The sequence below is a fragment of the Halostella pelagica genome, assembly GCF_004762015.1.
In the GTDB taxonomy this organism is placed as follows: domain Archaea; phylum Halobacteriota; class Halobacteria; order Halobacteriales; family Natronoarchaeaceae; genus Halostella; species Halostella pelagica.
On the sequence record NZ_SJES01000002.1, the window covers coordinates 682,717 to 704,580 of the forward strand.

A 21,864-nucleotide genomic window follows, 5' to 3' on the forward strand; every position below is an offset into this window, starting at 1 on the left:
GTTCGCAGTCGTCGGAGTTAAAGTCTTCCGCGGACCGGGGGCTTTTTCCCCGAAACCCGCCAAGCGACGGGTGTGAACGACGAGACGCCGATCCCGACCGGCTGTTCGCCCGTCGACGACCTGCTCGGCGGCGGGTTCGAGCGAGGCACCGTCACGCAGGTGTACGGTCAGCCGGCGGCCGGCAAGACGAACCTCGCGCTCTCGGCCGCCGTCGACGTGGCGGCGGACGGTGGTCTGGCGGTGTACATCGACACGGAGGGGCTTTCGCTCGACCGGTTCGAGCAGATAGCGCAGGGGCGTACCGACGGTGACGCCGAGTCAGTGACCTCTCGGATCGTCGTCGAATCGGCCCACGACTACGAGGAGCAGGCGGAGGCAGTTCAGGACGCCAGCGAGTTCGCCGAGGAGGCGGACCTGATCGTGCTCGACAGCGCAACCGGGTTCTACCGTCTCGAACGAACGAAAGAAAGCGATAACGGGGAGTCGCTTCGGGACGTCGCCAGGCAGGTGACGCATCTGCTGTCGCTCGCCCGCCGGCACGACCTCGCGGTCGTGATCACTAACCAGGTGTTCACCGACCCCGAGTCGGACCGAACGCGGGCGCTGGGCGGGCACACCCTAGAGCACTGGACGGGAACGGTTCTTCGAATCGACCGCTTCCGCGGCGGAAACCGCCGAGCGACGCTTGAAAAACACCGGTCGAAGGCCGCCGGAGAGACGGCCACGTTCCGGATCACCGACGAGGGCCTAGCGGCGGCCGACGAGCCCTAGATCTCGCCGAGTTTCCGGAGCAACTGGCCCCGGTACTCCTCGTCGCTCTGGATACCTTTCTGTTCGAGTACGTTCCGTTCGAGTTTGTCGAGGGCGACGTGGAAGCCCTGCTTGGCTCCGTACCCCTCGCCGCTACCCATCATTTGGCCTCTGTTCGTCCGCATCCGGATCTGACAGAGAATGAGCGGCGTGCCGCGGAGTTTCTCCTGGTGTTCCTGGAAGCGGACGTGAGCGTGTCGGACCTGCATCTTGCTGTACTTGTCCGAGACCTGCTCGATGCTCTGGCGGATGTCCTGCCGAGAGATGGTTTCGAGGAGTTCGATGTTGGTGATCTGAACGTCCATATGTTCCTCCTCGGTGTACGTCAGCGCACGGAGAACGTCAGTTCTCGTGAGGACGCCGCCCACGATGCGGTCGTCGTCTTCGGGCGTGACGACCAGTCCGGAGTAATCGTTGTCGAGCATCCGTTCGACGGCGTCGCGGACGCTCTCGTCGATGGACGTCGTCGCGACGGGACTGGACATCACGTCGTACGCGGGGATGTCGAGCATCCGGTCCAGGTCGCCGGCGCGGTCACCTTTTCCGGTGATGCGTTGCTCGTTGCGGGTGGCGAAGTCGATGATGTCGTGGGTCGTGACGACGCCGGAGAGCATCCCGGAGTCGTCGACCACGGGGAGACGCGAGATGACGTTCTCGCGCATGAGGTTGATCGCCTTTCCGATACCGTCTTCCTCGGTGATCGTGATGACGTTTTCAGTGTATATCTGCCCGACATCGAGGGCGTCGAGGTTCTCCAGTACGGCGGTCAGGATCGCGTCTTCCGTGATGATACCCCACAGTTCGCCGCCCTCGAAGACCGGGGCGACCTTCGTCCCTCCCTCGACGAGCACTCGGGCGGTTTCGCGGATGTCTTCAGTTCGTTCGACCGTCGGTGCGGGTGCGTTCTGGCTCGGTTTGACCAGCGCCGCGACTTTCGTATCGTCCTCGACATGCGATTTGAGGAGTTGCCGTTCGCCGACGACCCCCTCGTACTCGCCGTTTTGCATGACAATGATCCCCTTCGGGTTCTTCTCCTCGAACAACGACCGGACTTTCCCGAGGCGCGTGTCAGCGTCGACTTCCACGTACTCTCGGGTAGCGATGTCAGCAATATCCATCGTACTCACACCGGAATCTTCTCGTCCGACTGACTTCAAACTTCGTCCCTTGTCAAAGTGTACCACATGTGTGCCTTAGGACGAGGGCGCCTAACGTGAGATCGTGTTTCCGGATATCAGCGTTTTCGGTCCGTACACCTATTTGGTGACGGAGATCGCTTTCGGTAGCGTCGCGTTCGCGTTACTTGTGTACGCCAACGCTCTGGGCCGCGCCGCCCGTACCATCGCCGCACTGTATCCCGTAGCGTACGTTTGGGACTGGTACACGCTCCGGGTCGGGGTGTTCGCTATCGAACTACGAACGGGCGTCGACCTCCTCGGGATTCCGGTCGAGGAGCACCTGTTTATCCTGGTGGTTCCGGGGCTCGTTATCGGAGTTCACGAGACGCTTCACGGGTCTGCCGGCGAGCAGTGACCCCGTTTTTCATCTCAGTAACAACAGAAACGTCTCAGCATTCGGACTCACGAGAAGAATTTAAGACTGAACGTTGTACTGGGGGCATGAACCAACGAACCCAGAGACAGCGCGAGGCTGAGTGGGGGATCAGCTGAGATGTCAAACGGAAAATCGGATGTCGAGTTAACACCGGAAATTACCTTCGAACTGCTCTCGAACCCCCGGCGACGCTACGCGCTCGCGTATCTGAGCAAGCGCGGCCTGCCGATAACCGACAGAGAACTCGCCGAGCAGATCGCCGCCTGGGAGGAAGACAAGGCCGTCAGTGAGGTCGACGACGAGACAGCGGAGCGTATTCAGATGACGTTGCATCACAATCATCTCCCGAAACTCCACTCCGTCGGCCTCGTCAAACGGTCGGAACGCGGTGACGGGTACGTACTCGAGCCAACGGACAAGGTGAGTCAGGTCGAAGCAGAACTGAGCGTCGGTCTCGACGGCGGACCGACGAAACACTACACGACGTAGTCGTCTTCGGCCGGACCCTACTCGTCGTTCCAGCCTTCGACGCACTCTGATTCGCAGAAGGGGAGAATTTCGACCTCGTCTTCGTCGCTTCGGACGACTCGAACTGGATGCCACTCGCTAGTCTCTATTTCGCCTTCGCAGTACGTGCACGTTTCAGTGGAAGGAGTATCCATTTTCTGTCCGTTCACGGAGTCGCACCCGTCTTACGAGACGGGGACGTAACCGCCGCTGTTGCGGTTCCGTCGGCGTAAACGACGACGGAACAGTCCGCCATCGTAAACTCAACTTTCGCCGGGGCAACCGTCCGCTGGTGTTCCTCTCCAAACAGTTGGTCGAGCGCATCGGGGTCTATGACGTCGTTGAGTCGGGTTTCGAGTTCGGCCGCGTCGACGCCTCGTTCCTCTGCGACGGCCAGTACCGCCGCTGTACTGGGTTTATCGGCGTCGTGACGCGTGCTTCCGTCTGCGACCTCTCGTTGCATATCCGTTCTGAAGCACTACAGATGTATAGGCGACCCAGCTAGCCTCGTACCCTCGTGTAGAGAGAGGGGCTATTAATCTAGATGCCGGGAGGCGGTACGAGTCAGTCCGAACCGTCGCCATCGGACGGCGACGACCCCACGTGTGTTCAGCAATTAGATCTGCGAGACGGCCCGTTCGTATCAGCACACCGTAGTCTGGCCCGCGGCGAGCGATGAAGCCACTTGTCTCGAATCCGTCCGAAGGAGAGTCCTGCTGTCACGCTCGGGGTCGAGCGTCGTGCCGTCGTGTCGGGTCCGGAACCTACTGTTCTTTCTGGGGCGCTTCGAGTTCTTCGAGGTCGACTTCCTCTTCGAGGAGAACGTCCGTCTGTCCGCTGACGTCTCGCTCCTCGCGAACCAGTTGTTTGAACGCGCTCTGGGGGGCGAGGTCGCCGATGAGGACGCCGCCGATTATCTTCCCGTCCTTGAGCGCGAGGCGTCGCCACTCGGTGTCGCTGTACTTGCGCTCGATGTGGTTGTCGCCGAGTGTCGGGTGGCCGAAGGAGAGAAACGGGAAGTCGAAGTGAGTGATAGAGTACGAGGATACCCAGCGGAACGCCTCCGATTCGCCGTCCGCAACCATGTTTTTCGCCGCAACCTGCCCCTGTTCCTTGGCGCTGCCCCAGGATCCGTTCTGACCGTGATCGTTGAGGATCGTGTCGTAAAAGCGTGTGAGGTCGCCGGCCGCGTAGATGTCGTCGACGTTTGTCTGCATGTACTCGTCGACGACGACGCCGTCGTCGGTCTCGACGCCGGTCCCTTGGAGCACCTCGACGTTGAAATCGAGACCGATGGCGACGCCGACGAAGTCGCTGTCGTGTTCCTCGCCGTCGGGCGTGACCGTCGCCGTGACCTTGCCGTCGTCGTCCGTGACGAACGCGTCGACGCCGCTATCGAACACGGGCGTGACGCCTTTCTCGCGCAGGCCGTCGTGGATGATCTCCGCGCCCTCCTCGCTCAGGGCGTAGCGCCACCAGCGATTACCGCGCATGAAGTAGTTCGCGTCGATGTCCTGGGCACCGCAGATGGCCGCGAGGTCGATGCCGAGCAGGCCCGCGCCGACGACGGCACCGGTGTCCGCTCTCTCGGCGTGTTCGGCGATATTTCTGGCGTCCTGGAAGGTCCAGAAGTGGTGGATACCGTCGGCGTCGCTGTTGTCGACGGGCAGTTGGGTCGGCGTGCCGCCCGTGGCGACGAGCAGTTTGTCGTACTCGTACGTGTCGCTCTCGTGAGTGTGGATAGTGTGAGCGTCGGGGTCTATCTCGGTGACGTGCGTGTTCAGGGCGAGGTCGATCTCGCGTTCGGCGTACCAGTCTTCCTCGTGGATGGAGATGGGGGCTTCCGGAAGTTTCCCTTTCGCGAACTCCTTGATCAGGATACGATTGTACAGGGCTTCTCCTTCATCGGTGATGACTGTGATGTCGGACTCGGGGGCTTCCTCCCGGAGGGTCTCGGCCGCGGAACTCCCCGCGATACCGTCACCGATAATTACGTACGACTGGGTCATGTGCATGGAATTCGGAACGAGGGTTGAAGTGGATTGCTATCTCACCTGTCGCGGGGTTCAATAGGATCCTCTCCTAAAGACAGCGTATGAAGATCCGCCAGAACGTCCGCCACTGGGCCGCGAAGAAATCGCTCACTACGCCGGTCGTCGGCGACGTCGTGCGGAGCAGACTCGTGGACATGCACACGGGCATCTTCCTCGACAAGGCCGACGAGACCCGCCGCGAGGAACGGCGAGACCACCTCGACGACTTCTTCGACGCCACGTTCGATACGTACGTCGCTGCGCTCGACACTGGATTCACTGAGGCGCAGGCGCGTGAGATAACGCACATCCAGGCCAACTTCGACTTCTACAACCACGGCTGGACCGAGATGATGGAGTTCCCCGGCGACGAACTGTCCGACCACTACGACCGCTACGCGGCCTTTTTCGAGCGTCACGGCATCTCCATCGACGACCCGCTCGGCGAGTTCCACCCGGAAGAGGGCATCGCCGACGCGCCGTCGACGCCCGAGAAACTCGACGACCCCGACCACCCCCACGCCGAGGGCGGGTTCGCGGACGACGTGTACGTCGAAGACGCCGAAGGCAACCTCGTCGTCGGCGGCCAGGACGAACCCGAGGACGTCGACGTGAGCGAAGCGCCGGGCGTGGAGGACGAGGGCGAGGCCTGACGGTCGCTACTCGGACCGCGGTTTCGCTCCGACGAGCGGGTTCGACACCTCGCTCGTGACGTACTCGTGACGCTTGCCGCGGAGTCGCATCGCCGTCAGCGCCTTGTGGACGGTCGGGTCCGCGAACAGTGCTCGCTCGTCGCGGCGGACTCGCTCGTCCGCGACGGCGGGGTCCGACCGGGCGGCGTCGAACCCGTGCTCGCACGCCGCGCGGATCCGCGCCCAGCACGCGCCCTCGTCCACGTCGAGTTCGGTCGCGATCACCGCGACGAGTTCGGCGAGGTGGTTCTGAAACAGCGCGTAGTACAGTTTCCGGTAGAGGTCGGTCTCGCCGTCGGCGTCGAGGTCGGACTCGGGATACGGGTCTATCGAGCGGCCGCGGTCGGCGATGCGGCCGCGGTGGACCCGGATGCCGCCGAAGTCCCGAACGAGCGTTGCGACGGGACGGGGGCCGTCAAACGCGACGAGGCTGTTCTGGAGGTGACTCTCGAGCGCGATTCCGTACTTCGAGAGGAGAAACACCTGCTCGGGCACGACGACGGACGCGTAGTCGGCGACGAACGAGAGCGCGGCGTCGGTCGGGTCCGTCGTTTCGGTCGCTGACGCGTACTCGTCTAGCAGGTCGCAGACGAGCGGCCGTCCCGTGGCGGGGGAGTCGGCCACGAGGCTCGACGCGACCACCGGATGCGCTCCGTCGCCGACGAGCGGGTGGTCGTACGGGTTCGCCCGGAGCAGTCCGGAGAGGTGGCGAGCGTCGTCGAACTGGTCGCCGTCGAGGTGGGGTCCGCCGGGCGCGAAGTAGCAGGTCGCCGATAGTTCGTCGAGGAAGCCGAGCGTCTCGAACGACTCCGCCCCCGCCACGTCCGAAAGCAGGTCCGTCACCTGTGGGCCGTTCGTCACCGCGTGCGGCGACAGGGTCCGCTCGACGTTCGTCGTCTGGACGGCGATGGCTAACTTGACGTGCGGCGGCGGACCGCCGTCGATCCGCTCGGTGTCGTACGGCACTACAGTCCGGAGATTGAGGCCCGGCGTCGCCGGATGTGAGAACTCGGATATCGGCACGACGCGACCGTCGCGACGCTGTTCGGCGTATCGATCGGGGATCGTCCGGGCGTACTGCCAGGGGTGGACCGGGACCACAGCGTACTCGCCGGGGTCTCGCCCGCTCGGGAGCTGATTCCCCAGCGCGTCTCGGAGCCCGCCGAATGCGGCAAGGATCCGGCTACTGAACCGCTCGGCGTCCGCCGCCCGGGTTTCGCGGGCGTACGCCCGGTCGACGGCGACGAAGCGGAGGTCGATCCTTTCCGTGAACTCCGGCGCGTAGGCGAGGCCGTCGGCGGCCGTCATCCCGCGCCGAATCTTGCCGCCGTAGTGAAACGGGTGGCCGTCGGTCGTGATCCGCTCGAACGCGGCGACGGGATCCGCGGCAGGAATCCCGTCTGCCACAGCGTCGAGTATCGACCGTCCGGCCGCGCCGGGTCTCGGTGCCGCGGCCGCATCGATCTCCTCCGCGTCGACTGTCTCCGCAGTAAGCCCTTCGGCGTCGACCGCCTCGGCGTGAATCCGCTCGGCGAGTCGAGCGAGCGCGAGGTTCGCGACGCTCTCGGCGAGTTCGCCGCGGACCCGCTCGGCCTGTCTCGTGTCGGCGAATGCGCCTGCACACTCGACGAGCGGGACCAGGTCGACCGGATGGCGAACCGTCGCTGCGTCCTCCTCGCCGCAGTTCCACCGCCGTACCGACCCGCAGAGTCGGGCGCGGTCGTAGCCGTGGACGTTCGCAACCTGCGCGACGACGACGCTCCCGGCGGCGGGAAACGGCAACAGCGCGAGGCGCTGACAGTCGTCCGCGAGGGGGCCGACGGCCGCGAGTAGCCTCGGGCCGTCCAGGTCCGAGAGCGGGACGGGTGCGTCCGGCACCGACGGCGACGACGCCGAGACGAACTGCGGGTCACAGAGCCCGGCCGGCGACCCGCGCATGATCCCGCGGACGAATCGAAAGAGGATCTCTCGCCGAGCAGCGGGAAGCGCCTCGGCGTACGACCGCTCGGGCGGCGAGCCACGGTCGCGGCTGCGGGCGTAGTGGACTGACGCCCCGAACGCGTCGCACTCGGCGGCGGTCCGCGGCGTCGCCGTTTCCGGCCGGCCTGAGTTGGCGTCTCCGGGCACGATAGTCACCGGAATAGTACTGTTTCGACGCGCGGCGTGATAATACTCGGTAGCGGTCGGCCAGAGAGGTCAGCCCCGCGTCGAGCGGCGACCGCCAGACCGGATCAGCGTTGCGGCGGCCGCTCCCGTCGCGTCCCCTTCTCGGCTATTCGGTCCGCCGCCTCGAACCCGGCGACGATACCGCCGTTGAGGCTGCGTTCGGGATACTGTGCCTCCGACGCCATCCCGGCGTAGTAGAGGTCGTCGGCCACCTCGCCAGCCAGGTCGTACGGTATCACCATGTCCAGATACCCCCGTTCGTACACGGGCGCAGTTCGCGGTTTTCGCGCGGTCCGGACCCAGTTCACGTCGTCCCGGCTGAAATCCGGAAAGAGGTCCGCGATGCCGTCCCGCCACGCGTCCTCGACCTCGGCGTTTGACAGTTGCCATAGTTCCTCCGCGGGGTCCTGTACGTAGCTCGCGGTGTAGTAGAGGTGTTCGCCGCCGTAGCGCTCGGGCGGGACGAAGTTCGTGTGTTCGATGAGCACGCCGAACGGCGCTTCGTCGGCGATGTTGAGCCAGTAGGCGTCCGACAACGACCGGTCCATGCTCCACACCGAACAGACGGTCCCCTGGAAGTCGATGTCGCAGGCGTAGCCGGTCAGGTCCTCCAGCACGTTCGGCATCGCCGCCACGACTACCGAATCGACCTCGTAGGTCGCCGAGCCGTTCTCCGTCTCCGCGGTGAGCGCTCGGACGGTGCCGCCGGTCGTGTCCACCCCCGTCACACGCGCCCCCGTGGTGACGTTCTCCCGGCCCACCGCGTCGAGCAGCGCGTCGATCAACACCGCAAAACTCCCCCGGAAGTAGCCGAGTTGCTCCCCGCGCAGGAGGTCGCGCTCGCCGCGGAACTTCACGCGTCCGAGCAGCCACGCGGCGCTGACGTCCTCTTTCCTGCTCCCGAACTTGGCGTCCAAGAGCGGGAGCCAGAACCGCTCGTACACCTGGTCGGTGGTATGTTCGCGCAGGAACTGCTCGACGGGAACGTCCTCGTACGCTTCGATGTCGTCGTAACTGTCCGTCGACGGCGGGAATGTAGTGCAGTCCACCTCCATCGTGAGCATCCCCAGCCGGAACTTGTCGTAGAGGGAGAGATGGGGATAGGCGGCTATCTCCCATAGCTTCTCCAGCGGGTGGACCACGCCGTCGACGTAGTAGGCGTCGGTCTTGTACCGCCACTCCACTCGGTCGCTCAGGCCCAGTTCCTCCGCGAGGTCGACGATAGTCTCTTCGGCCCCCGAGAGGTGGTGATAGAACTTCTCGATGGGGTCGCCCGCCGTCTCGTACACGGCCGCGAGACCGCCCATCTCCTCGTTGGCCTCGAACACGTGAACGTCGTGGCCGCGTTCCTGCAGGCGGTACGCCGCCGCGAGTCCAGCGACGCCGCCGCCGACGATACCGATCATGTCCGTGCGTTGTGGGGGGGCCGAGATGGGTCTTTTGAATGTCACCGTCGGGACCCCTGTTTCGGTATACGTCGCGGGAACGTCACCGAACTCTCCGACGACGCGCGTCTGTCAGGGGATTCTCGGTCCGCTACCTTTTTGCGTTCACTACGGCAACTGACGCGCATGCTTACCGTCCGCGCTCCCGCAACCAGTGCGAACCTCGGGAGCGGGTTCGACGTGTTCGGGGCCGCACTCGACCGGCCCGCCGACATCGTGCGAGTCGAGCGCGCCCCGGAGACGACTATCGAAGTCACCGGCACCGGGAGTCACTTCATCCCGGAAGACCCGGAGAAAAACACCGCCGGCGCGGTCGCCAAAGCGCTCGACGCTCCCGCCCGGATCGAGATAGACAAAGGAGTGCGGCCGGCCTCCGGTCTCGGGTCCTCCGCGGCGAGTGCGGCCGGTGCGGCGCTCGCGCTGAACGAACTGTACGACCGCGGCCTCTCGCGGGAGGAACTCGTACCGGTCGCCGCCAAAGGCGAGGCGCTCGTCTCCGGCGAGGCGCACGAGGACAACGTCGCGCCTTCGCTGCTGGGGGGCTTTACGGTCGCGACCGGCGACGGCGTCACGCAGGTCGACGCCGACATCCCGCTGGTGGTCTGTCTGCCCGACATCGTCGTCTCGACCCGCGACGCTCGCCGCGTCGTTCCCGAGACCACGTCCGTCGACAAGGTGGTCGACACCGTCGGCCGCGCCGCCACTCTCACTGTCGGCATGGCTCGGGACGACCCGGCGCTGGTCGGCAAAGGGATGGAAGACGAGATAGTCACGCCGGCCCGGGCGGAACTAATCGACGGGTACGACGCCGTCCGCGAGGCCGCCCTGAACGCGGGGGCGACGGGCGTCACGGTCAGCGGCGCAGGACCCGGCGTCATCGCCGCGTGCCGGGAGAACACGCGGCGGGACGTCGCCAGCGCTATGTTGGACGCGTTCGACGACGCGGACATCGACAGCCGGGCGTACCAGAGCCGGATCGCCGACGGAGCGGAACTGTTCCGCTGATAGAGGTAGGTGAGGGTTAGTTCATACTGTCGGCTGTAATTCGTCGAACAGTGATTAGACAGCAAACTGTGTGTAAGCAAGTAACACGGCCATACTTGCGTCGCAGTCTTCACGTACTTACAGCCGACAGTATCAGTCGTTGGCCGACGCCGGGTCGGCGAACACCGGTACGCGGTTACGGCAGTCCCAATGAGAACTGTCGGCGCTGTCCGGTCGGACTCCGATGTGTCCCGAACCGGTTCGGTTCCGTGCTTTTATTCGTGTGTGTGAGTAACTACCAAGATATGGCTGGGCGCAGGCCGAACCACCGGGAGCCGGCCCACGAGAACCCGTCGCTTGTCGCTGTCGGGCGGCGGGCCGTAGCCGTCGGCGTAGCGGCGGTCGCGCTGAGCGCTCCGGTCGCGCTACTCGCCGGCGTTTCGCTGTTCGGCGGAACGGCACCGGCCGGAATCGTCCGCGGCGCGGACGCGCTCCTGCGCGCGGACGCCGCGTCGCTTTCCGGTGTCGAACTGGTTTTCTACGTCTCCTCGCTCGTCGCTCTCGTCGGAGCGTGGGTGCTCGGCGCGGGTCTCGTCGTCGAGGGGGTATTCGAGTGACACGCGAGGCCGACCAGCAGGAGGCCTCGGATGGAGCGAGCGGGGAGGAACGACCCGCGGGCCGCGAGGCCGACCGACGGAAGGCCTCGAATAGAGTGAGCGGGGAGGAACGACCCGCGAGCCGCGAGGCCGTCGTGGACGCCGCGAGTGCCCTCGCCGTCGGTTCCGTCGTGGCCGCCGTCGTCCGCTGGCGCGATATCCCGCTCTCGCCGAGAGCAGTCGCCGTCGGAGCAGTCGGCGCGCTCGCGCTGGAGGGCGCGCTTTTGCGACACCGCGACCGCGTGAGAGCCCTCTGGGAGCGACCGAGCGTTCGGTGGGGCGCGACGATAGGCGGCGCGGGAGCGGCGGCAGTCGCGGCCCCGCGAGCACCGGGACGAGTGCTGTGGGCACTCCTCGGCGGCGTCGTGTCGTATCTGACGCTGCTCGCGGTCGTGACAGCGAGAAAAACGACGAACGGATCCGGCTAACTGCCGCGACCCCGCACCGCTTTACTTCGCGGCCTCGAACCGACTCAGACGCCGCGACCTTGAAGCTTCTCTTCCTCGGGGAGGTCGGCGTTGGCGTCGCCGCGCATGCCGCTGCCGACGTTTTTGCTGATGTCGGCGAGTTCGTCGGAGTCGTCCCAGTTGTTGGTCGCCTGGACGATGGCATCGCCCATCTCTTCCGGGTCCTCCGCCCCGAAGATGCCGCTGCCGACGAAGATGCCGTCGCAGCCGTGATGCATCATCAGAGCGGCGTCGGCGGGCGTTGCGATGCCGCCGGCGGCGAAGTTGACGACCGGGAGACGGCCCTGTTCGGCCGTCTCGTGGACGAGTTCGGCGGGCGCTTCGTTCTCGCGGGCCCACTTTTCTCGCTCCTCGTGGGTCATCCCCTCCAACTTGCGGATGGACCCTTTGATGTTGCGCTGGTGGTGGACGGCCTGGTTCACGTCGCCTGTGCCGGCCTCGCCCTTGGTGCGGATCATCGCCGCACCCTCGTTGATGCGCCGGAGCGCTTCGCCGAGGTTGCGCGCGCCGCAGACGAACGGCGATGTGAACTCCCGCTTGTCGATGTGGTAGCGGTCGTCAGCGGGCGTCAGCACCTCGCTCTCGTCGATCATGTCGACGCCGACCGACTCCAGGATCTGCGCCTCTTTGGTGTGGCCGATGCGGGACTTGCCCATCACCGGGATCGATACTTCGTCGATGATCGCTTCGACGTCGACGGGGTCCGGCATCCGGGCGACGCCGCCGCGCTTGCGGATGTCCGCCGGAACGGCCTCCAGCGCCATCACCGCGACGGCACCGGCATCTTCGGCGATGCGGGCCTGCTCGCGGTTGACAACGTCCATGATCACGCCGCCTTTCTGCATGCGGGCGAACCCCCGCTTGACGAGTTCCGTCCCTCGCTTGAGTTCCTCCAGATCGGTCTCTTCCGCCATGCGAGTGGCTTGGACCCGCCAGCACTTACCGCTGTCCTTTCGCACACTCCCTTCCGGATCGACTGTCGGCCGTCCGCGCCGAAACCGCTACCGTTTTGCTACCCCCATCCGTGGTCCGTCCCGATGCGTTCGCTCCCCGAACGGCCTGATCTCCCCCGGTACGTTGCTCCCGTCCCGCAACGACTGGAGGACCTCGGCCTCCGGTACGCGTGGGTAGTCGTCGCTGTCAACCTCCTCGGCACCGTCTTCGGGTTCTGGTACTACGGCTTCCATCCGCTGCCGCTGTCGGACCCGCTCATCACCGGGCAGTTCGCCATCGAACCGCTGTCGATGTGGCCGCTCGTCCCCGACAGCCCCGTTGCGACGCTGTTTATCGCCCTCGCCGTCGCGTCGTGGAAACTGGGCGAGTCCCGGGAGTGGCTCAACGCACTGGCGTTTTTCGGCTGCCTCAAACTCGGTTTCTGGACGCCGTACGTCCTGCTCGTGTTCAAAGCCGACTTCTCCTATCTCCACTGGGCGATGTACAACTTCCTCTTCTGGAGCCACCTCGCGATGGTCGTCCAGGGGTTCGTCCTCTACCGCTTCGCCGACTTTCCGGTGCGGGCCGTCGCCGTTGCCCTGTTCTGGTACGGCCTCAACGACATCGTCGACTACTTCGTCCCCATCCTCGGAACGCCGCATCACACCCTCGTCCCCGCCGAAGGGATATCGGCAAGCGGCGTCATCCACACCTCTCCTGCCCACGAGTACGCCGCCGCGGGCGCGGTGGTACTGACACTACTTGCGACGTTCCTGTCGCTTGCGACGCGAGTGAAGAAAGGAGAGACCGGCGCTGTCGAATCTAACTGTGGCTAGAGATTCGACCGCAGGAACTCGGCGGTTCGGTCGACGATATCGTCGTCCCAATCGTTGCGGAACGGGACCACGTGGTCGCCGCCGTCCGCGACGAACAGGGCCGTTTCGACGCCCAGGCCCGGCAACCGGTCGTGGTACCGTTCCGACTACGCCACCGGCACAGTCTCGTCGTCGGACCCGTGAACGAGAAGCGTCGGCGGCGCGTCCCCGGTGGCCACCTGACGCGGCGACGCGCGGCGGTACCGCTCCGGCAACTCCTCGCTCGCCCCGCTCAGAAACCGCCGGTAGATGTCCGGACCCCCGTCGGTGATCGTGAGGTCGTACACTCCGGAAATGCCGACGACCGCCCCGACTACAGTAGACGCCTCGCGGCGCTTGCCGAACGCCGCCTTCCTAACGCTCGCGAGGGCCGCGAGATGCGCGCCCGAGGAATGCCCCATCGCCGCGATGCGGTCCGGGCCCGCGCTCAGTTCCGCACGATGACGATGGCCGATTCGGTCTCGATCATCTCGCCCTCACCGGAGTAGGTGCGTTCGCGCTCGATCTCGAACAGGTCGGAGCCGAGTTCCTCCCCGGCGACGTGCAGGGTGCCGTCCTCGATCTCGAACTCGCCGCTCTCGATGGCGGCGTCGATGTCGCCGACCGTCTCGCCGTACTGCGGGCCGACGGTCGAGTAGTCCAGGTCGACGCTCGTGATCTCGGTTGTCGTCTCGGGCTCTGCGTCGAGAACGTCCAGGTTCCGGACGTGCATGACCTCGGCGACGGCGTCCTCCATCCCGGCGACGTTGCCGTAGACGGAGACGGCGTCGAGCTCTTCGTTCAGCGCGAGCTGGTGGTCGGTCTTGTACTTGCGGAGCGCGGAGACGGTTTCCATCGCCGTCTCACCGGCCTCCAGGTCGGCCTCGTATCCGCGCGGCTCCGGCCAGTCGGTGCGGTGGACGCTCCCGCCGTCGTGCATCTCGCTCCACAACTCCTCCGTGACGTGCGGGAGCAGCGGCGCGAACAGCTGACAGAACGTCCGGTGAGCCGTCCGAAGCGCGTACGCCGTCGACTCCGTCTCCCGGCTCTTCGCTATCTCGAGGTAGTCGTCGCAGAACGTGTTCCAGAAGAACGTCCGGAGGTTGTCCCGAGCCTTGGCGAACTCGTACTCCTGGAACTGCTCGGTCGTCTCCGCGACGACCGCGTCCAGTTTCGCCAGCAGCCACTCGTCGATCGGGTCGAGTTCGTCGGGTTCGGCGGCCTCGGCGGGCGTCAACTGGTCGACGAGCTTCGAGGCGTTCCAGAGCTTTCGCAGCAGTTTCTCGCCGGCGACGATGTCCTTGTCGTGATACGGGAAGTCGTCGCCGACCGCCGACGACGCCGCCCAGTAGCGGATGGCGTCGACGGGATACTCGTCGACGACCTCCTCGGGCGCGACGATATTGCCCTTGGACTTGGACATCTTCTCGCGGTTCTCGTCGAGGACGTGGCCGTGGATCATGACGGTGTCGAACGGCACGTCTCCGGTGTGCTCGTAGCACTTGACGACCGTGTGGAACAGCCAGAAGCTGATGATGTCGTGGGCCTGCGGGCGCAGGTCGAAGGGGTACAGTTCGGGGTTGTCGAGGTCACCCGCGGCGAGTTCACCCTCGCCGATCGACTCGGGGTCCCAGCCGGCGTTGATAAGCGGCGTCAGGCTGGAGGTCGCCCACGTGTCGAACACGTCGTCCTCCGGTTCGAACGCCTCGCCGCCGCACTCGGGGCAAGCGTCGACCGGCGGATCGTCCGCGAGCGGGTCGACCGGCAGGGCCTCGCGGTCCGCCATGACCTCCTGACCGCAGTCCTCGCAGTACCACACCGGGAACGGGATGCCGGAGTCGCGCTGGCGGGAGATGAGCCAGTCCCACTCCAGTCCCTCGATCCAGTGTTCGTACCGCGTGAACATCTTCTCGGGGTACCAGTCCATCTTCCGGCCTGCTTCCAGATACTCCTCCTTGTGGTCCAGGATCTCGACGTACCACTGCTCGGAGACGCGGAACTCCACGTCCGTCTCACAGCGCTCGTGGACCTGAACGGTGTGAGTGTGCTCCTCGCGGTCGACGAGGTGACCCGCCTCGTCCAGGTCCTCGGAGATGGCCTCGCGGGCCTCCGTCGTGCTCATGCCCTCGTAGTCGCCGGCGAGGTCGGTCATCGTCGCGGACTCGTCGATAGCGACCCGTAGCGGCAGGTCGTGTGCCTGGTACCACTCGATGTCGTTCTGGTCGCCGAAGGTACAGCACATGACGACGCCAGTCCCCGTCTCCAGGTCGACGCGGTCGTCCTCGATGATCGGGACGGTGTGACCGAACAGCGGCACCTCGGCCTCCTTCCCGATCAGTTCGCGGTTCTCGTCGTCCTCGGGGTGGACGAAGACGGCGACGCAGGCCGGAAGCAGTTCGGGACGCGTGGTGCCGATGACGAAGGAGTCGCGACCGCTCTCGGTCGGCTCGGCCAGGTCGAACCGCACGTCGTTGAAGTGGGTGTGGCGCTCGGCGTCCTCCTGTTCGACCTGCGAGATAGCCGTCTCGCAGTCGGGACACCAGATCGCGGGGGCCTGCTTGCGGTACTCGCGACCCTGCTCGTACAGGTCGAGGAAGGATAGCTGGGAGATCCGCTGGACCTCCGGACTGATCGTCTTGTACGTCCGGTTCCAGTCGATCGATATCCCGAGACCCTGCATCTTCTCCGTGAACTCGGCCTCGTACTCGCGGCAGACCTCGCGGCACTTCTCCTGAAACTCCCGCCGGGAGAAGTCCTGATGCCGGATGCCGAGTTCCTGTTCGGTGAGCCGTTCGGACGCGATGCCGTTGTCGTCGTAGCCGAAGGGAAACAGCACGTCCTCGTCGGCCATCCGGTGGAACCGGGCAGCGAAGTCCTGGAGCGCCTGACCGTACATGTGACCCATGTGGAGGTTTCCGGAGACGGTCGGCGGGGGCGTGTCGATGCTGTACACCGTGTTCGGGTCCATTTCGGGGTCGCCGTCGTAGGCGTACGTGTCGTGTTCGACCCAGTGCTCTTGCCACTTCTTCTCGACCGCCTCGGCGTCGTAGTCGCCGTCGGGGCCGTCCTGTCGTTGGTTCGTTTCTGCGCTCATGTGTTGTGTTCCGTGTGTCTGACTGCGTCGCGTTCTGGTCGTCTGTTGGTCGATACTGCCTGATCGGTTCTCCGCTTTTCCGCGTCTGGAACGACCGTAACCGGACGAAGAATGGGTGGTGGTGGGGCTAGGACGCCCCTACACGTACCAGTCTCACAGCGGCGGCCGACGCCGACCGCTCGACTGCGACGCTCCGGCTCATTACTGGTATCGTGTCGCGCGTTCGGATTTAACTCTTGCGAGACTCGGTTCCTGGCCGGGGAGAGCCCGACTACTCCGACTCCCCGTCGCTCGCCTCGCCCCGCCGTTCGGCCAGTCTGCGTTCGAACCACTGCCACTCCCGGGAGAACTGCCCAGTCTCCTTGAGGTCCCACACGTCGGCGTCCCGCACGGGACGCCCGATCCGGAACGACTGGATCATGTTCACTATCCAGAGGATCACCCCGATCCCGATGAGCAACGCCCCGACCGAGGAGACGAACTGGAGCGGGCGGAACATCTCGGGGTACTCGGCGTACCGCCGCGGCATCCCGGCGTTGCCCATGACCAGCATCGGCATGAACGTCAGGAACGCCCCGACGATCATCGCGAACGCCTGTGTCTGTGCGAGTCGGCGGTTGTACAGGCGACCCGTCAACAGAGGGAACCAGAAGTAACTCGCCGCGAACATCGAGAACGGGATGATCGCCATGATGATGAGATGGAAGTGGCCGACCACGTACAGCGTATCGTGGACCCGAACGTCGTAGGGGACAACGGCGACGAACACGCCAGTGACGCCGCCGATGATGAACAGCCCGACCCCGCCCGCGACGAAGAGAAACGGCGCGGAGAGGCGGATCCGACCTTGCCACATCGTTGTGAGCCAGTTGAACGTCTTGACCGCGCTCGGCACGGCGATAGTGAGCGACGTCATCATGAACGCCGCGCGGAGTTGCGGGGCCATCCCGACGACGAACATGTGGTGAGCCCAGACGCCGAACGAGAGCACGCCGATAGCGAGCGACGAGTAGACGACGAACCGAAAGCCGAACAGCCGCCGGCCCACCAGTTTCGGCAGCATGTAACTGATGAGTCCGAAGGCGGGCAGGACGAGGATGTACACCTCGGGATGGCCGAAAAACCAGAACAGGTGTTGCCACAGTTCCGGGCCGCCGCCCGCCACCGCGAAAAAGGAGGTGCCGAAGTTCCGGTCCAGCAGGAGCATGACGATAGCGCTCCCGAGGACCGGAAACGCGAACAGGATGATGCCGCTGGTGGTGAGCATCGCCCACGAGAAGATGTCGAGGTTGCTCCACCCGACCTCCTCGTCGCGTTCGACGAATATCGTCGCGATGAAGTTGATCGCCGACATCGTCGTGGCGACCCCGGACAGGTGCAGTCCGAGAAGCGCCATGTCGATCTGCGGGTTCGCCATCTCGATAGTCATCGGCGTGTACATCGTCCACCCCATCGCCACCGGTTCGAGTTCGAACAGGAGCGGGACGGTGTAGCCGACGAACTCCAGTCCCTTCGCGAACACCTCGGTTATCAGGCCGCCGCGGACGAGCGCCAGCCCCGGCGGCAGCAGCCAGAACGCCAGCGCGTTGATCCGCGGGAACGCCATGTCGTCAGCGCCGATCAGGATGGGGAGAAAGTAGTTAGCGATCCCGGTAAACACCGGCGTGACGAAGAAAAACAGCATCGTCAGCCCGTGAGTCGTAAACAGGGCGTTGTACGTTTCCAGGTCCCAGACCGTGGCTTCGGGTGTCAGCAGTTCCGTTCGGATCATCATTCCGTCGACGCCGCCCCACAGCGCCGCGACGGTGCCGAGAACAAGGTATAGCACGCCGATATCGCGATGGTCGACCGTGGTGAGCCACCGGAGAACGACGTTCGTCGGCTTCTCCGTTCCAACCTCTAACCCGGTGACGTACCCGCCGTCGCGCGCGCGTCGCCTCGGTCGGCCGTACGCGAGCGCGGCGACGGCGAGTGCGAGCAGTACTCCTCCCGCGATGACGATCCCCGGTATTTGCCCCATTCGTTCCACCCCGGTCCAATATCCAGTGGATCGACGCGCATCCGGAAATACAGGCGGGACACTTCTCGTCGGAGCGAGCGGTCGCGAGCGCGGCGGCACGTAGCGTAGATCCCTCCGCGCACACTGTGGTCGGGTCCCCGTCAGAACGGTCGTGAACCGTCCGCTATCCCGGCGTTTGGTCTCCCCGAGCGCGCGGCGTTTCCCCGGTCAGGTAGCCGTACACCGCACCCATCGTGAACCCGTACGCCCAGTGAGCGAGCAGGGTGAACACGAGATAGACGATCAGGATCGCCCCGTCGAGGTCGCCGCGCCCCGTGATCGCAAACACCACCCATAGCGCCGTGGCGAAGACTGCACCCTGCGCGGCGGGGTCCGGTCCGCGCGGCAGATACGGCCGTAACACGAGAAAGATCAGCGGCCAGACGACCGCGCCGGCGAACGAGTAGATGACGAACCCGAGAAACGTCTGTCCTGGGAGACCGACGAACCGCGCGACCGCGTCGAACAGATGGAGGACGTCCCGCATCTGCACCTCCAGCATGACGAGGATCCCGGATATGACGGCCGTCCCCGCCACGCCGCCGACGATGGCGCTTCCCGCTCGCTCGGTGTCCATACGCCGTCGTACCACCTCCGCGGGCAAAAAGGTCTCACAGCCTTGGACGGTGTCCGAGCGGCGCTCGGCGTTCAGCGCTCCAGTTCCCCGTCGGAGTGCGCGCGCACCCACAGTTCGCCGATGCGTGACAGCCGCGTCCGGTAGGACTTGCCATGTGACTCCTGTTCGATGTACCCCTTCCCGCCCGGCCCGAGTCTGTCGACGTTGTAGATGACTTTCGACCGGAAGCTGTCGGTGTATTCTTCGTTGAGTTCGTCGGCGAGCGACTCCGCCAGTTCCGAGACGGATTCGAACTCGCCGCGCTCTCCGAGTTTGTAGAGGATGAGCTCCTCGAACGGTTTGACGTTCGAGAACGACGCCACGGGGAGTTCAACGATGTGGCCGCCGCCTATCTCCTTCGCTCCGATAGTCGTGCCGCGCTCGTCGAACTCCGAGAGGAGGTCCCGGGCGCTCTCTAAGCGTTCCGTGACGCGGTCGTCGTCGACGGCGTCACCGCCGTTTTCTTCGCGAAGGTCCGCAAGCAGGTCGATCTGGGTCCGCAGTTCCTCGGCGAGTTCCGTCTCCAGATACTTCTCCGGGACGGTGTAGTAGGTGTGGATCTGGTCGCGGTCGCCCTCGCGCTCGACCATGATCGAGTGGGCCGCCGTCGCGAACGCGAAACTGACGGTGCGGGGCATCGCGCTGATGTTCACCCACACCTCGTTCCCGTCGTCGAGTTCGGCGTTTATCAGGTCGAACGCCTGCTCGAACGCGTTGTCGTAATCGTACACGTCCTCGATGACGAACCGCTCGGTCGTCGCCCCCAGGAGGTTCTCGAAGTCCGTCTCCAACTTCTCCGAGAGGTTTCGGGAGTACTCGACGTTGGCCTCGCTCCCGACGGCCCCTTCCAGCAGGATCACGTGGTCGACGTCCAGTTGATCGCGCACCAGCGGCGCGATCAGCCGGTCGTAGTCGAACCCGACCGGGACGATGTGCGTTTGCATACGCTATACTCCGTGGGGACGTTTATTAATCCCCTCAAGTGGAATACCGTCCGACTGCGCATCGTTCGTCCTTACCGGTCACCCCCGGGAGAGGTTTCCCGTTCGATGCGCGCTATCGTCGCCGGGATCAGCGACAGGTCGCGGTCCACGCCGACGAACAACATCCGCCGGTCACCGATCCGGCAGAGGAGGTTTATCCCCCGCTCGAACACTCTGATGGTGTATTCGAGTTCCCCGCGCTGAACGAGGTCTTCCTGCCGCTCGCACATCAGCGCCTCGAGGATCGCGCCGTCGAACAGTTCCCGCCGGTCAGGTGGAGAGTACTGCTCGGCGATGTCGTCTCGTATGTACTGTATCTCGAACTCGTCGGCAGCACCGTCTCCGACGCCGATTAATCGAAGCGCGTCTCCGAAGTCCGTGACGAGAGTGGACGTGCACTGATCGATGGAACTGTTGAACGTCATCGTTTCTGTCATCAGCCGGCGCAGTAATAAAATCGCGGTCGCCGCTCCGACCCGCGTCCCCCCGAGATTTATAATGCAGTAATATGACCTAGTTATTATGACGCAGATCCGCCGAGCGCGCGATGGAGAAGTTACGCCCGCCATGAAACGAGTCGCCGAACGCGAGCAGGTCGACCCCGAGTTCGTCAGACAACAGGTCGCCGAAGGGCAGGCCGTAATTCCCGCCAACGTCGAACACGGAAGCCTCGACCCGATGATCATCGGTCGCGAGTTCGGGACAAAAGTAAACGCGAACATCGGCAACAGCGAGACGACCAGCGACATCGAGGGCGAACTCCGAAAGCTCCACACTGCCGTCCACCACGGTGCCGACACGGTGATGGACCTGAGCACGGGCGGCGACTTAGACAGCATCCGAGAGGCCAACATCGCCCGCTCGCCGGTCCCCGTCGGTACCGTGCCTATCTACGAGGCGGTGAAACAGGTCGACGACGTCACCGACATCACTCACGAGATCCTGCTCGATATAATCGAGAAGCAGGCCGAGCAGGGCGTCGACTACATGACTATCCACGCCGGCGTACTGATGGAGCACTTGCCGCTGACCGACGGCCGGAAAACCGGTATCGTCTCCCGCGGCGGGTCGATCCTCGCGCAGTGGATGGAGGAAAACGGGATGCAGAACCCGCTGTACGCGAAGTTCGAGGAGATCTGCGAGATATTCGCGGAGTACGACGTCACGTTCAGCCTCGGCGACGGTCTCCGTCCCGGCTGTATCGCGGACGCCAGCGACGAGGCCCAGTTCGCCGAACTCGACACGCTCGGCGAACTGACTCGCACCGCGTGGGAACACGACGTGCAGGTGATGGTCGAGGGACCGGGCCACGTGCCGATGGACGAGGTCGCCGACAACGTCGAGCGCCAGCAGGAGGTGTGCGACGGCGCGCCGTTTTACGTTCTTGGCCCGCTCGTAACCGACATCGCGCCCGGCTACGACCACATCACCAGCGCTATCGGCGCGACGGAGGCGGCCCGCGCCGGTGCCGCGATGCTCTGTTACGTGACGCCGAAAGAGCATCTCGGCCTGCCCGAGGAACAGGACGTCCGCGACGGTCTCGCCGCGTACCGCATCGCCGCCCACTCCGCGGACGTCGCGAACGGCCGCGAGGGTGCCCGCGACTGGGACGACGCGCTCTCGGAGGCCCGCTACGAGTTCGACTGGTCGGAGCAGTTCGAACTCGCGCTGGACCCGGAGCGTGCCCGCGAGTTCCACGACCAGACGCTGCCGGGAGATAATTACAAGGAGGCACGCTTCTGTTCGATGTGCGGCGTCGAGTTCTGCTCGATGCGGATCGACCAGGACGCCCGCGACGCCGACGGCGAGATGGAGTCGATCGAGGACGACACCGACGTCGCCGACTCCCCCGCGGCGGAGGTGAACCGGCCGCCGGTCGGCCGCCACGACGCAAGCGACATCGCCGACGAGATAGAGGGCGTCGACCTCTCTCACGAGTATCCGAGCGCGGACGACTAACCGCGGTTGGCTCACCGAAGGAGGCTCGAACGAACAGCACTGACGCCCTCGC

Annotated in this window: 23 protein-coding genes; 9 read left to right on the forward strand and 14 right to left on the reverse strand. The window is 65.0% G+C overall.

Features of this window, described 5'->3' with window-relative positions:
* Window positions 1–72: 72 nt before the first annotated feature.
* Window positions 73–771, forward strand: coding sequence for a DNA repair and recombination protein RadB (radB, locus tag EYW42_RS07805; protein ID WP_135534684.1), 699 nt, complete (start codon window positions 73–75; stop codon window positions 769–771).
* Here radB and EYW42_RS07810 read toward each other — a convergent pair.
* Window positions 768–1,928 (reverse strand): CBS domain-containing protein, encoded by a 1,161-nt coding sequence (locus EYW42_RS07810; protein WP_135534768.1) that lies wholly within the window; start codon window positions 1,926–1,928, stop codon window positions 768–770. The two genes, radB and EYW42_RS07810, sit on opposite strands and share 4 nt — an antisense overlap.
* 103 nt (window positions 1,929–2,031) lie before the next feature.
* Here EYW42_RS07810 and EYW42_RS07815 point away from each other — a divergent pair, with 103 nt between their 5' ends.
* Together EYW42_RS07815 and EYW42_RS07820 are read left to right on the forward strand one after the other, a co-directional pair.
* Window positions 2,032–2,343 carry a lycopene cyclase domain-containing protein gene (locus tag EYW42_RS07815; protein WP_202613831.1) on the forward strand — a complete coding sequence of 104 codons (312 nt, stop codon included), beginning with the start codon at window positions 2,032–2,034 and terminating at the stop codon, window positions 2,341–2,343.
* Between the two features lie 138 nt (window positions 2,344–2,481).
* Window positions 2,482–2,853, forward strand: coding sequence for a DUF7344 domain-containing protein (locus EYW42_RS07820; RefSeq protein WP_135534686.1), 372 nt, complete (start codon window positions 2,482–2,484; stop codon window positions 2,851–2,853).
* Between the two features lie 17 nt (window positions 2,854–2,870).
* On the opposite strand, the gene EYW42_RS20680 is transcribed toward EYW42_RS07820, so the two are convergent.
* The 3 genes from EYW42_RS20680 to EYW42_RS07830 all read right to left on the reverse strand — a co-directional run bounded on the left by EYW42_RS20680 (window position 2,871) and on the right by EYW42_RS07830 (window position 4,880).
* Entirely contained in the window at window positions 2,871–3,026 is a 156-nt protein-coding gene (locus EYW42_RS20680; RefSeq protein ID WP_449271868.1) for a DUF7576 family protein, read from the reverse strand.
* Window positions 3,027–3,037: 11 nt separating this feature from the next.
* Entirely contained in the window at window positions 3,038–3,334 is a 297-nt protein-coding gene (locus tag EYW42_RS07825) for a HalOD1 output domain-containing protein (RefSeq protein WP_135534687.1), read from the reverse strand.
* A gap of 301 nt (window positions 3,335–3,635) precedes the next feature.
* Complete coding sequence (locus tag EYW42_RS07830) at window positions 3,636–4,880, reverse strand: NAD(P)/FAD-dependent oxidoreductase (protein ID WP_135534688.1); 1,245 nt, start codon at window positions 4,878–4,880, stop codon at window positions 3,636–3,638.
* An 86-nt stretch (window positions 4,881–4,966) separates the two neighbouring features.
* On the opposite strand from EYW42_RS07830, the gene EYW42_RS07835 reads away from it, so the two are divergent.
* A complete protein-coding gene (locus tag EYW42_RS07835; RefSeq protein WP_135534689.1) occupies window positions 4,967–5,557 on the forward strand; it encodes a DUF6149 family protein in 591 nt (196 codons plus the stop codon).
* Between the two features lie 6 nt (window positions 5,558–5,563).
* Here EYW42_RS07835 and EYW42_RS07840 read toward each other — a convergent pair whose 3' ends face one another.
* Together EYW42_RS07840 and EYW42_RS07845 are read right to left on the reverse strand one after the other, a co-directional pair.
* On the reverse strand, window positions 5,564–7,723 hold the full coding sequence (locus EYW42_RS07840) for an IucA/IucC family protein (protein ID WP_135534769.1): 2,160 nt from the start codon (window positions 7,721–7,723) through the stop codon (window positions 5,564–5,566).
* Window positions 7,724–7,827: 104 nt separating this feature from the next.
* On the reverse strand, window positions 7,828–9,168 hold the full coding sequence (locus EYW42_RS07845) for an NAD(P)/FAD-dependent oxidoreductase (protein WP_135534690.1): 1,341 nt from the start codon (window positions 9,166–9,168) through the stop codon (window positions 7,828–7,830).
* A 165-nt stretch (window positions 9,169–9,333) separates the two neighbouring features.
* Here EYW42_RS07845 and EYW42_RS07850 point away from each other — a divergent pair, with 165 nt between their 5' ends.
* From EYW42_RS07850 to EYW42_RS07860, 3 genes are all read left to right on the forward strand, one after another.
* Window positions 9,334–10,212: a homoserine kinase gene (locus EYW42_RS07850; RefSeq protein WP_135534691.1), complete on the forward strand. Its 879-nt coding sequence runs from the start codon at window positions 9,334–9,336 to the stop codon at window positions 10,210–10,212.
* Window positions 10,213–10,496: 284 nt separating this feature from the next.
* A complete protein-coding gene (locus tag EYW42_RS07855) occupies window positions 10,497–10,808 on the forward strand; it encodes a hypothetical protein (protein WP_135534692.1) in 312 nt (103 codons plus the stop codon).
* Entirely contained in the window at window positions 10,805–11,275 is a 471-nt protein-coding gene (locus tag EYW42_RS07860; protein ID WP_135534693.1) for a hypothetical protein, read from the forward strand. Before EYW42_RS07855 ends, EYW42_RS07860 begins: the two co-directional genes overlap by 4 nt.
* Before the next feature lie 44 nt (window positions 11,276–11,319).
* Here EYW42_RS07860 and pdxS read toward each other — a convergent pair whose 3' ends face one another.
* Window positions 11,320–12,228 (reverse strand): pyridoxal 5'-phosphate synthase lyase subunit PdxS, encoded by a 909-nt coding sequence (gene pdxS / locus EYW42_RS07865; protein ID WP_135534694.1) that lies wholly within the window; start codon window positions 12,226–12,228, stop codon window positions 11,320–11,322.
* A gap of 123 nt (window positions 12,229–12,351) precedes the next feature.
* On the opposite strand from pdxS, the gene EYW42_RS07870 reads away from it, so the two are divergent.
* Window positions 12,352–13,083 carry a DUF1405 domain-containing protein gene (locus EYW42_RS07870; protein WP_135534695.1) on the forward strand — a complete coding sequence of 244 codons (732 nt, stop codon included), beginning with the start codon at window positions 12,352–12,354 and terminating at the stop codon, window positions 13,081–13,083.
* Here EYW42_RS07870 and EYW42_RS20320 read toward each other — a convergent pair.
* The 7 genes from EYW42_RS20320 to EYW42_RS07900 form a co-directional block, all read right to left on the reverse strand.
* On the reverse strand, window positions 13,080–13,208 hold the full coding sequence (locus EYW42_RS20320; RefSeq protein ID WP_259371280.1) for a hypothetical protein: 129 nt from the start codon (window positions 13,206–13,208) through the stop codon (window positions 13,080–13,082). The genes EYW42_RS07870 and EYW42_RS20320 overlap by 4 nt on opposite strands.
* A 21-nt stretch (window positions 13,209–13,229) precedes the next feature.
* On the reverse strand, window positions 13,230–13,577 hold the full coding sequence (locus EYW42_RS07875) for an alpha/beta hydrolase family protein (protein ID WP_310732945.1): 348 nt from the start codon (window positions 13,575–13,577) through the stop codon (window positions 13,230–13,232).
* Window positions 13,550–16,195 carry a valine--tRNA ligase gene (locus EYW42_RS07880; RefSeq protein ID WP_135534697.1) on the reverse strand — a complete coding sequence of 882 codons (2,646 nt, stop codon included), beginning with the start codon at window positions 16,193–16,195 and terminating at the stop codon, window positions 13,550–13,552. Before EYW42_RS07880 ends, EYW42_RS07875 begins: the two co-directional genes overlap by 28 nt.
* A gap of 271 nt (window positions 16,196–16,466) precedes the next feature.
* Window positions 16,467–18,215, reverse strand: coding sequence for a cbb3-type cytochrome c oxidase subunit I (locus EYW42_RS07885; RefSeq protein WP_135534698.1), 1,749 nt, complete (start codon window positions 18,213–18,215; stop codon window positions 16,467–16,469).
* A 163-nt stretch (window positions 18,216–18,378) separates the two neighbouring features.
* A complete protein-coding gene (locus tag EYW42_RS07890; RefSeq protein WP_135534699.1) occupies window positions 18,379–18,831 on the reverse strand; it encodes a DUF6789 family protein in 453 nt (150 codons plus the stop codon).
* 71 nt (window positions 18,832–18,902) lie between these two features.
* Window positions 18,903–19,814 carry an HFX_2341 family transcriptional regulator gene (locus EYW42_RS07895; protein ID WP_135534700.1) on the reverse strand — a complete coding sequence of 304 codons (912 nt, stop codon included), beginning with the start codon at window positions 19,812–19,814 and terminating at the stop codon, window positions 18,903–18,905.
* Between the two features lie 71 nt (window positions 19,815–19,885).
* Complete coding sequence (locus tag EYW42_RS07900) at window positions 19,886–20,278, reverse strand: hypothetical protein (RefSeq protein WP_135534701.1); 393 nt, start codon at window positions 20,276–20,278, stop codon at window positions 19,886–19,888.
* Window positions 20,279–20,375: 97 nt separating this feature from the next.
* On the opposite strand from EYW42_RS07900, the gene thiC reads away from it, so the two are divergent.
* The gene (gene thiC, locus EYW42_RS07905) at window positions 20,376–21,812 is read left to right on the forward strand and encodes a phosphomethylpyrimidine synthase ThiC (RefSeq protein ID WP_135534702.1); all 1,437 of its coding nucleotides are present in this window, start codon (window positions 20,376–20,378) and stop codon (window positions 21,810–21,812) included.
* The last annotated feature ends 52 nt before the right edge of the window (window positions 21,813–21,864 follow it).

Coding starts and splice junctions, on each gene's coding strand:
- EYW42_RS07870 (WP_135534695.1), top strand. CDS start 12,352: ATGCGTTCGCTCCCCGAACGGCCTGATCTCCCCCGGTACGTTGCTCCC.
- EYW42_RS07885 (WP_135534698.1), bottom strand. CDS start 18,215: ATGGGGCAAATACCGGGGATCGTCATCGCGGGAGGAGTACTGCTCGCA.
- EYW42_RS07845 (WP_135534690.1), bottom strand. CDS start 9,168: ATGATCGGTATCGTCGGCGGCGGCGTCGCTGGACTCGCGGCGGCGTAC.
- EYW42_RS07850 (WP_135534691.1), top strand. CDS start 9,334: ATGCTTACCGTCCGCGCTCCCGCAACCAGTGCGAACCTCGGGAGCGGG.
- thiC (WP_135534702.1), top strand. CDS start 20,376: ATGACGCAGATCCGCCGAGCGCGCGATGGAGAAGTTACGCCCGCCATG.
- EYW42_RS07825 (WP_135534687.1), bottom strand. CDS start 3,334: ATGCAACGAGAGGTCGCAGACGGAAGCACGCGTCACGACGCCGATAAA.
- EYW42_RS07820 (WP_135534686.1), top strand. CDS start 2,482: ATGTCAAACGGAAAATCGGATGTCGAGTTAACACCGGAAATTACCTTC.
- EYW42_RS07900 (WP_135534701.1), bottom strand. CDS start 20,278: ATGACGTTCAACAGTTCCATCGATCAGTGCACGTCCACTCTCGTCACG.
- EYW42_RS07890 (WP_135534699.1), bottom strand. CDS start 18,831: ATGGACACCGAGCGAGCGGGAAGCGCCATCGTCGGCGGCGTGGCGGGG.
- EYW42_RS07835 (WP_135534689.1), top strand. CDS start 4,967: ATGAAGATCCGCCAGAACGTCCGCCACTGGGCCGCGAAGAAATCGCTC.
- EYW42_RS20680 (WP_449271868.1), bottom strand. CDS start 3,026: ATGGATACTCCTTCCACTGAAACGTGCACGTACTGCGAAGGCGAAATA.
- EYW42_RS07855 (WP_135534692.1), top strand. CDS start 10,497: ATGGCTGGGCGCAGGCCGAACCACCGGGAGCCGGCCCACGAGAACCCG.
- EYW42_RS07830 (WP_135534688.1), bottom strand. CDS start 4,880: ATGACCCAGTCGTACGTAATTATCGGTGACGGTATCGCGGGGAGTTCC.
- pdxS (WP_135534694.1), bottom strand. CDS start 12,228: ATGGCGGAAGAGACCGATCTGGAGGAACTCAAGCGAGGGACGGAACTC.
- EYW42_RS07880 (WP_135534697.1), bottom strand. CDS start 16,195: ATGAGCGCAGAAACGAACCAACGACAGGACGGCCCCGACGGCGACTAC.
- EYW42_RS07895 (WP_135534700.1), bottom strand. CDS start 19,814: ATGCAAACGCACATCGTCCCGGTCGGGTTCGACTACGACCGGCTGATC.
- EYW42_RS07810 (WP_135534768.1), bottom strand. CDS start 1,928: ATGGATATTGCTGACATCGCTACCCGAGAGTACGTGGAAGTCGACGCT.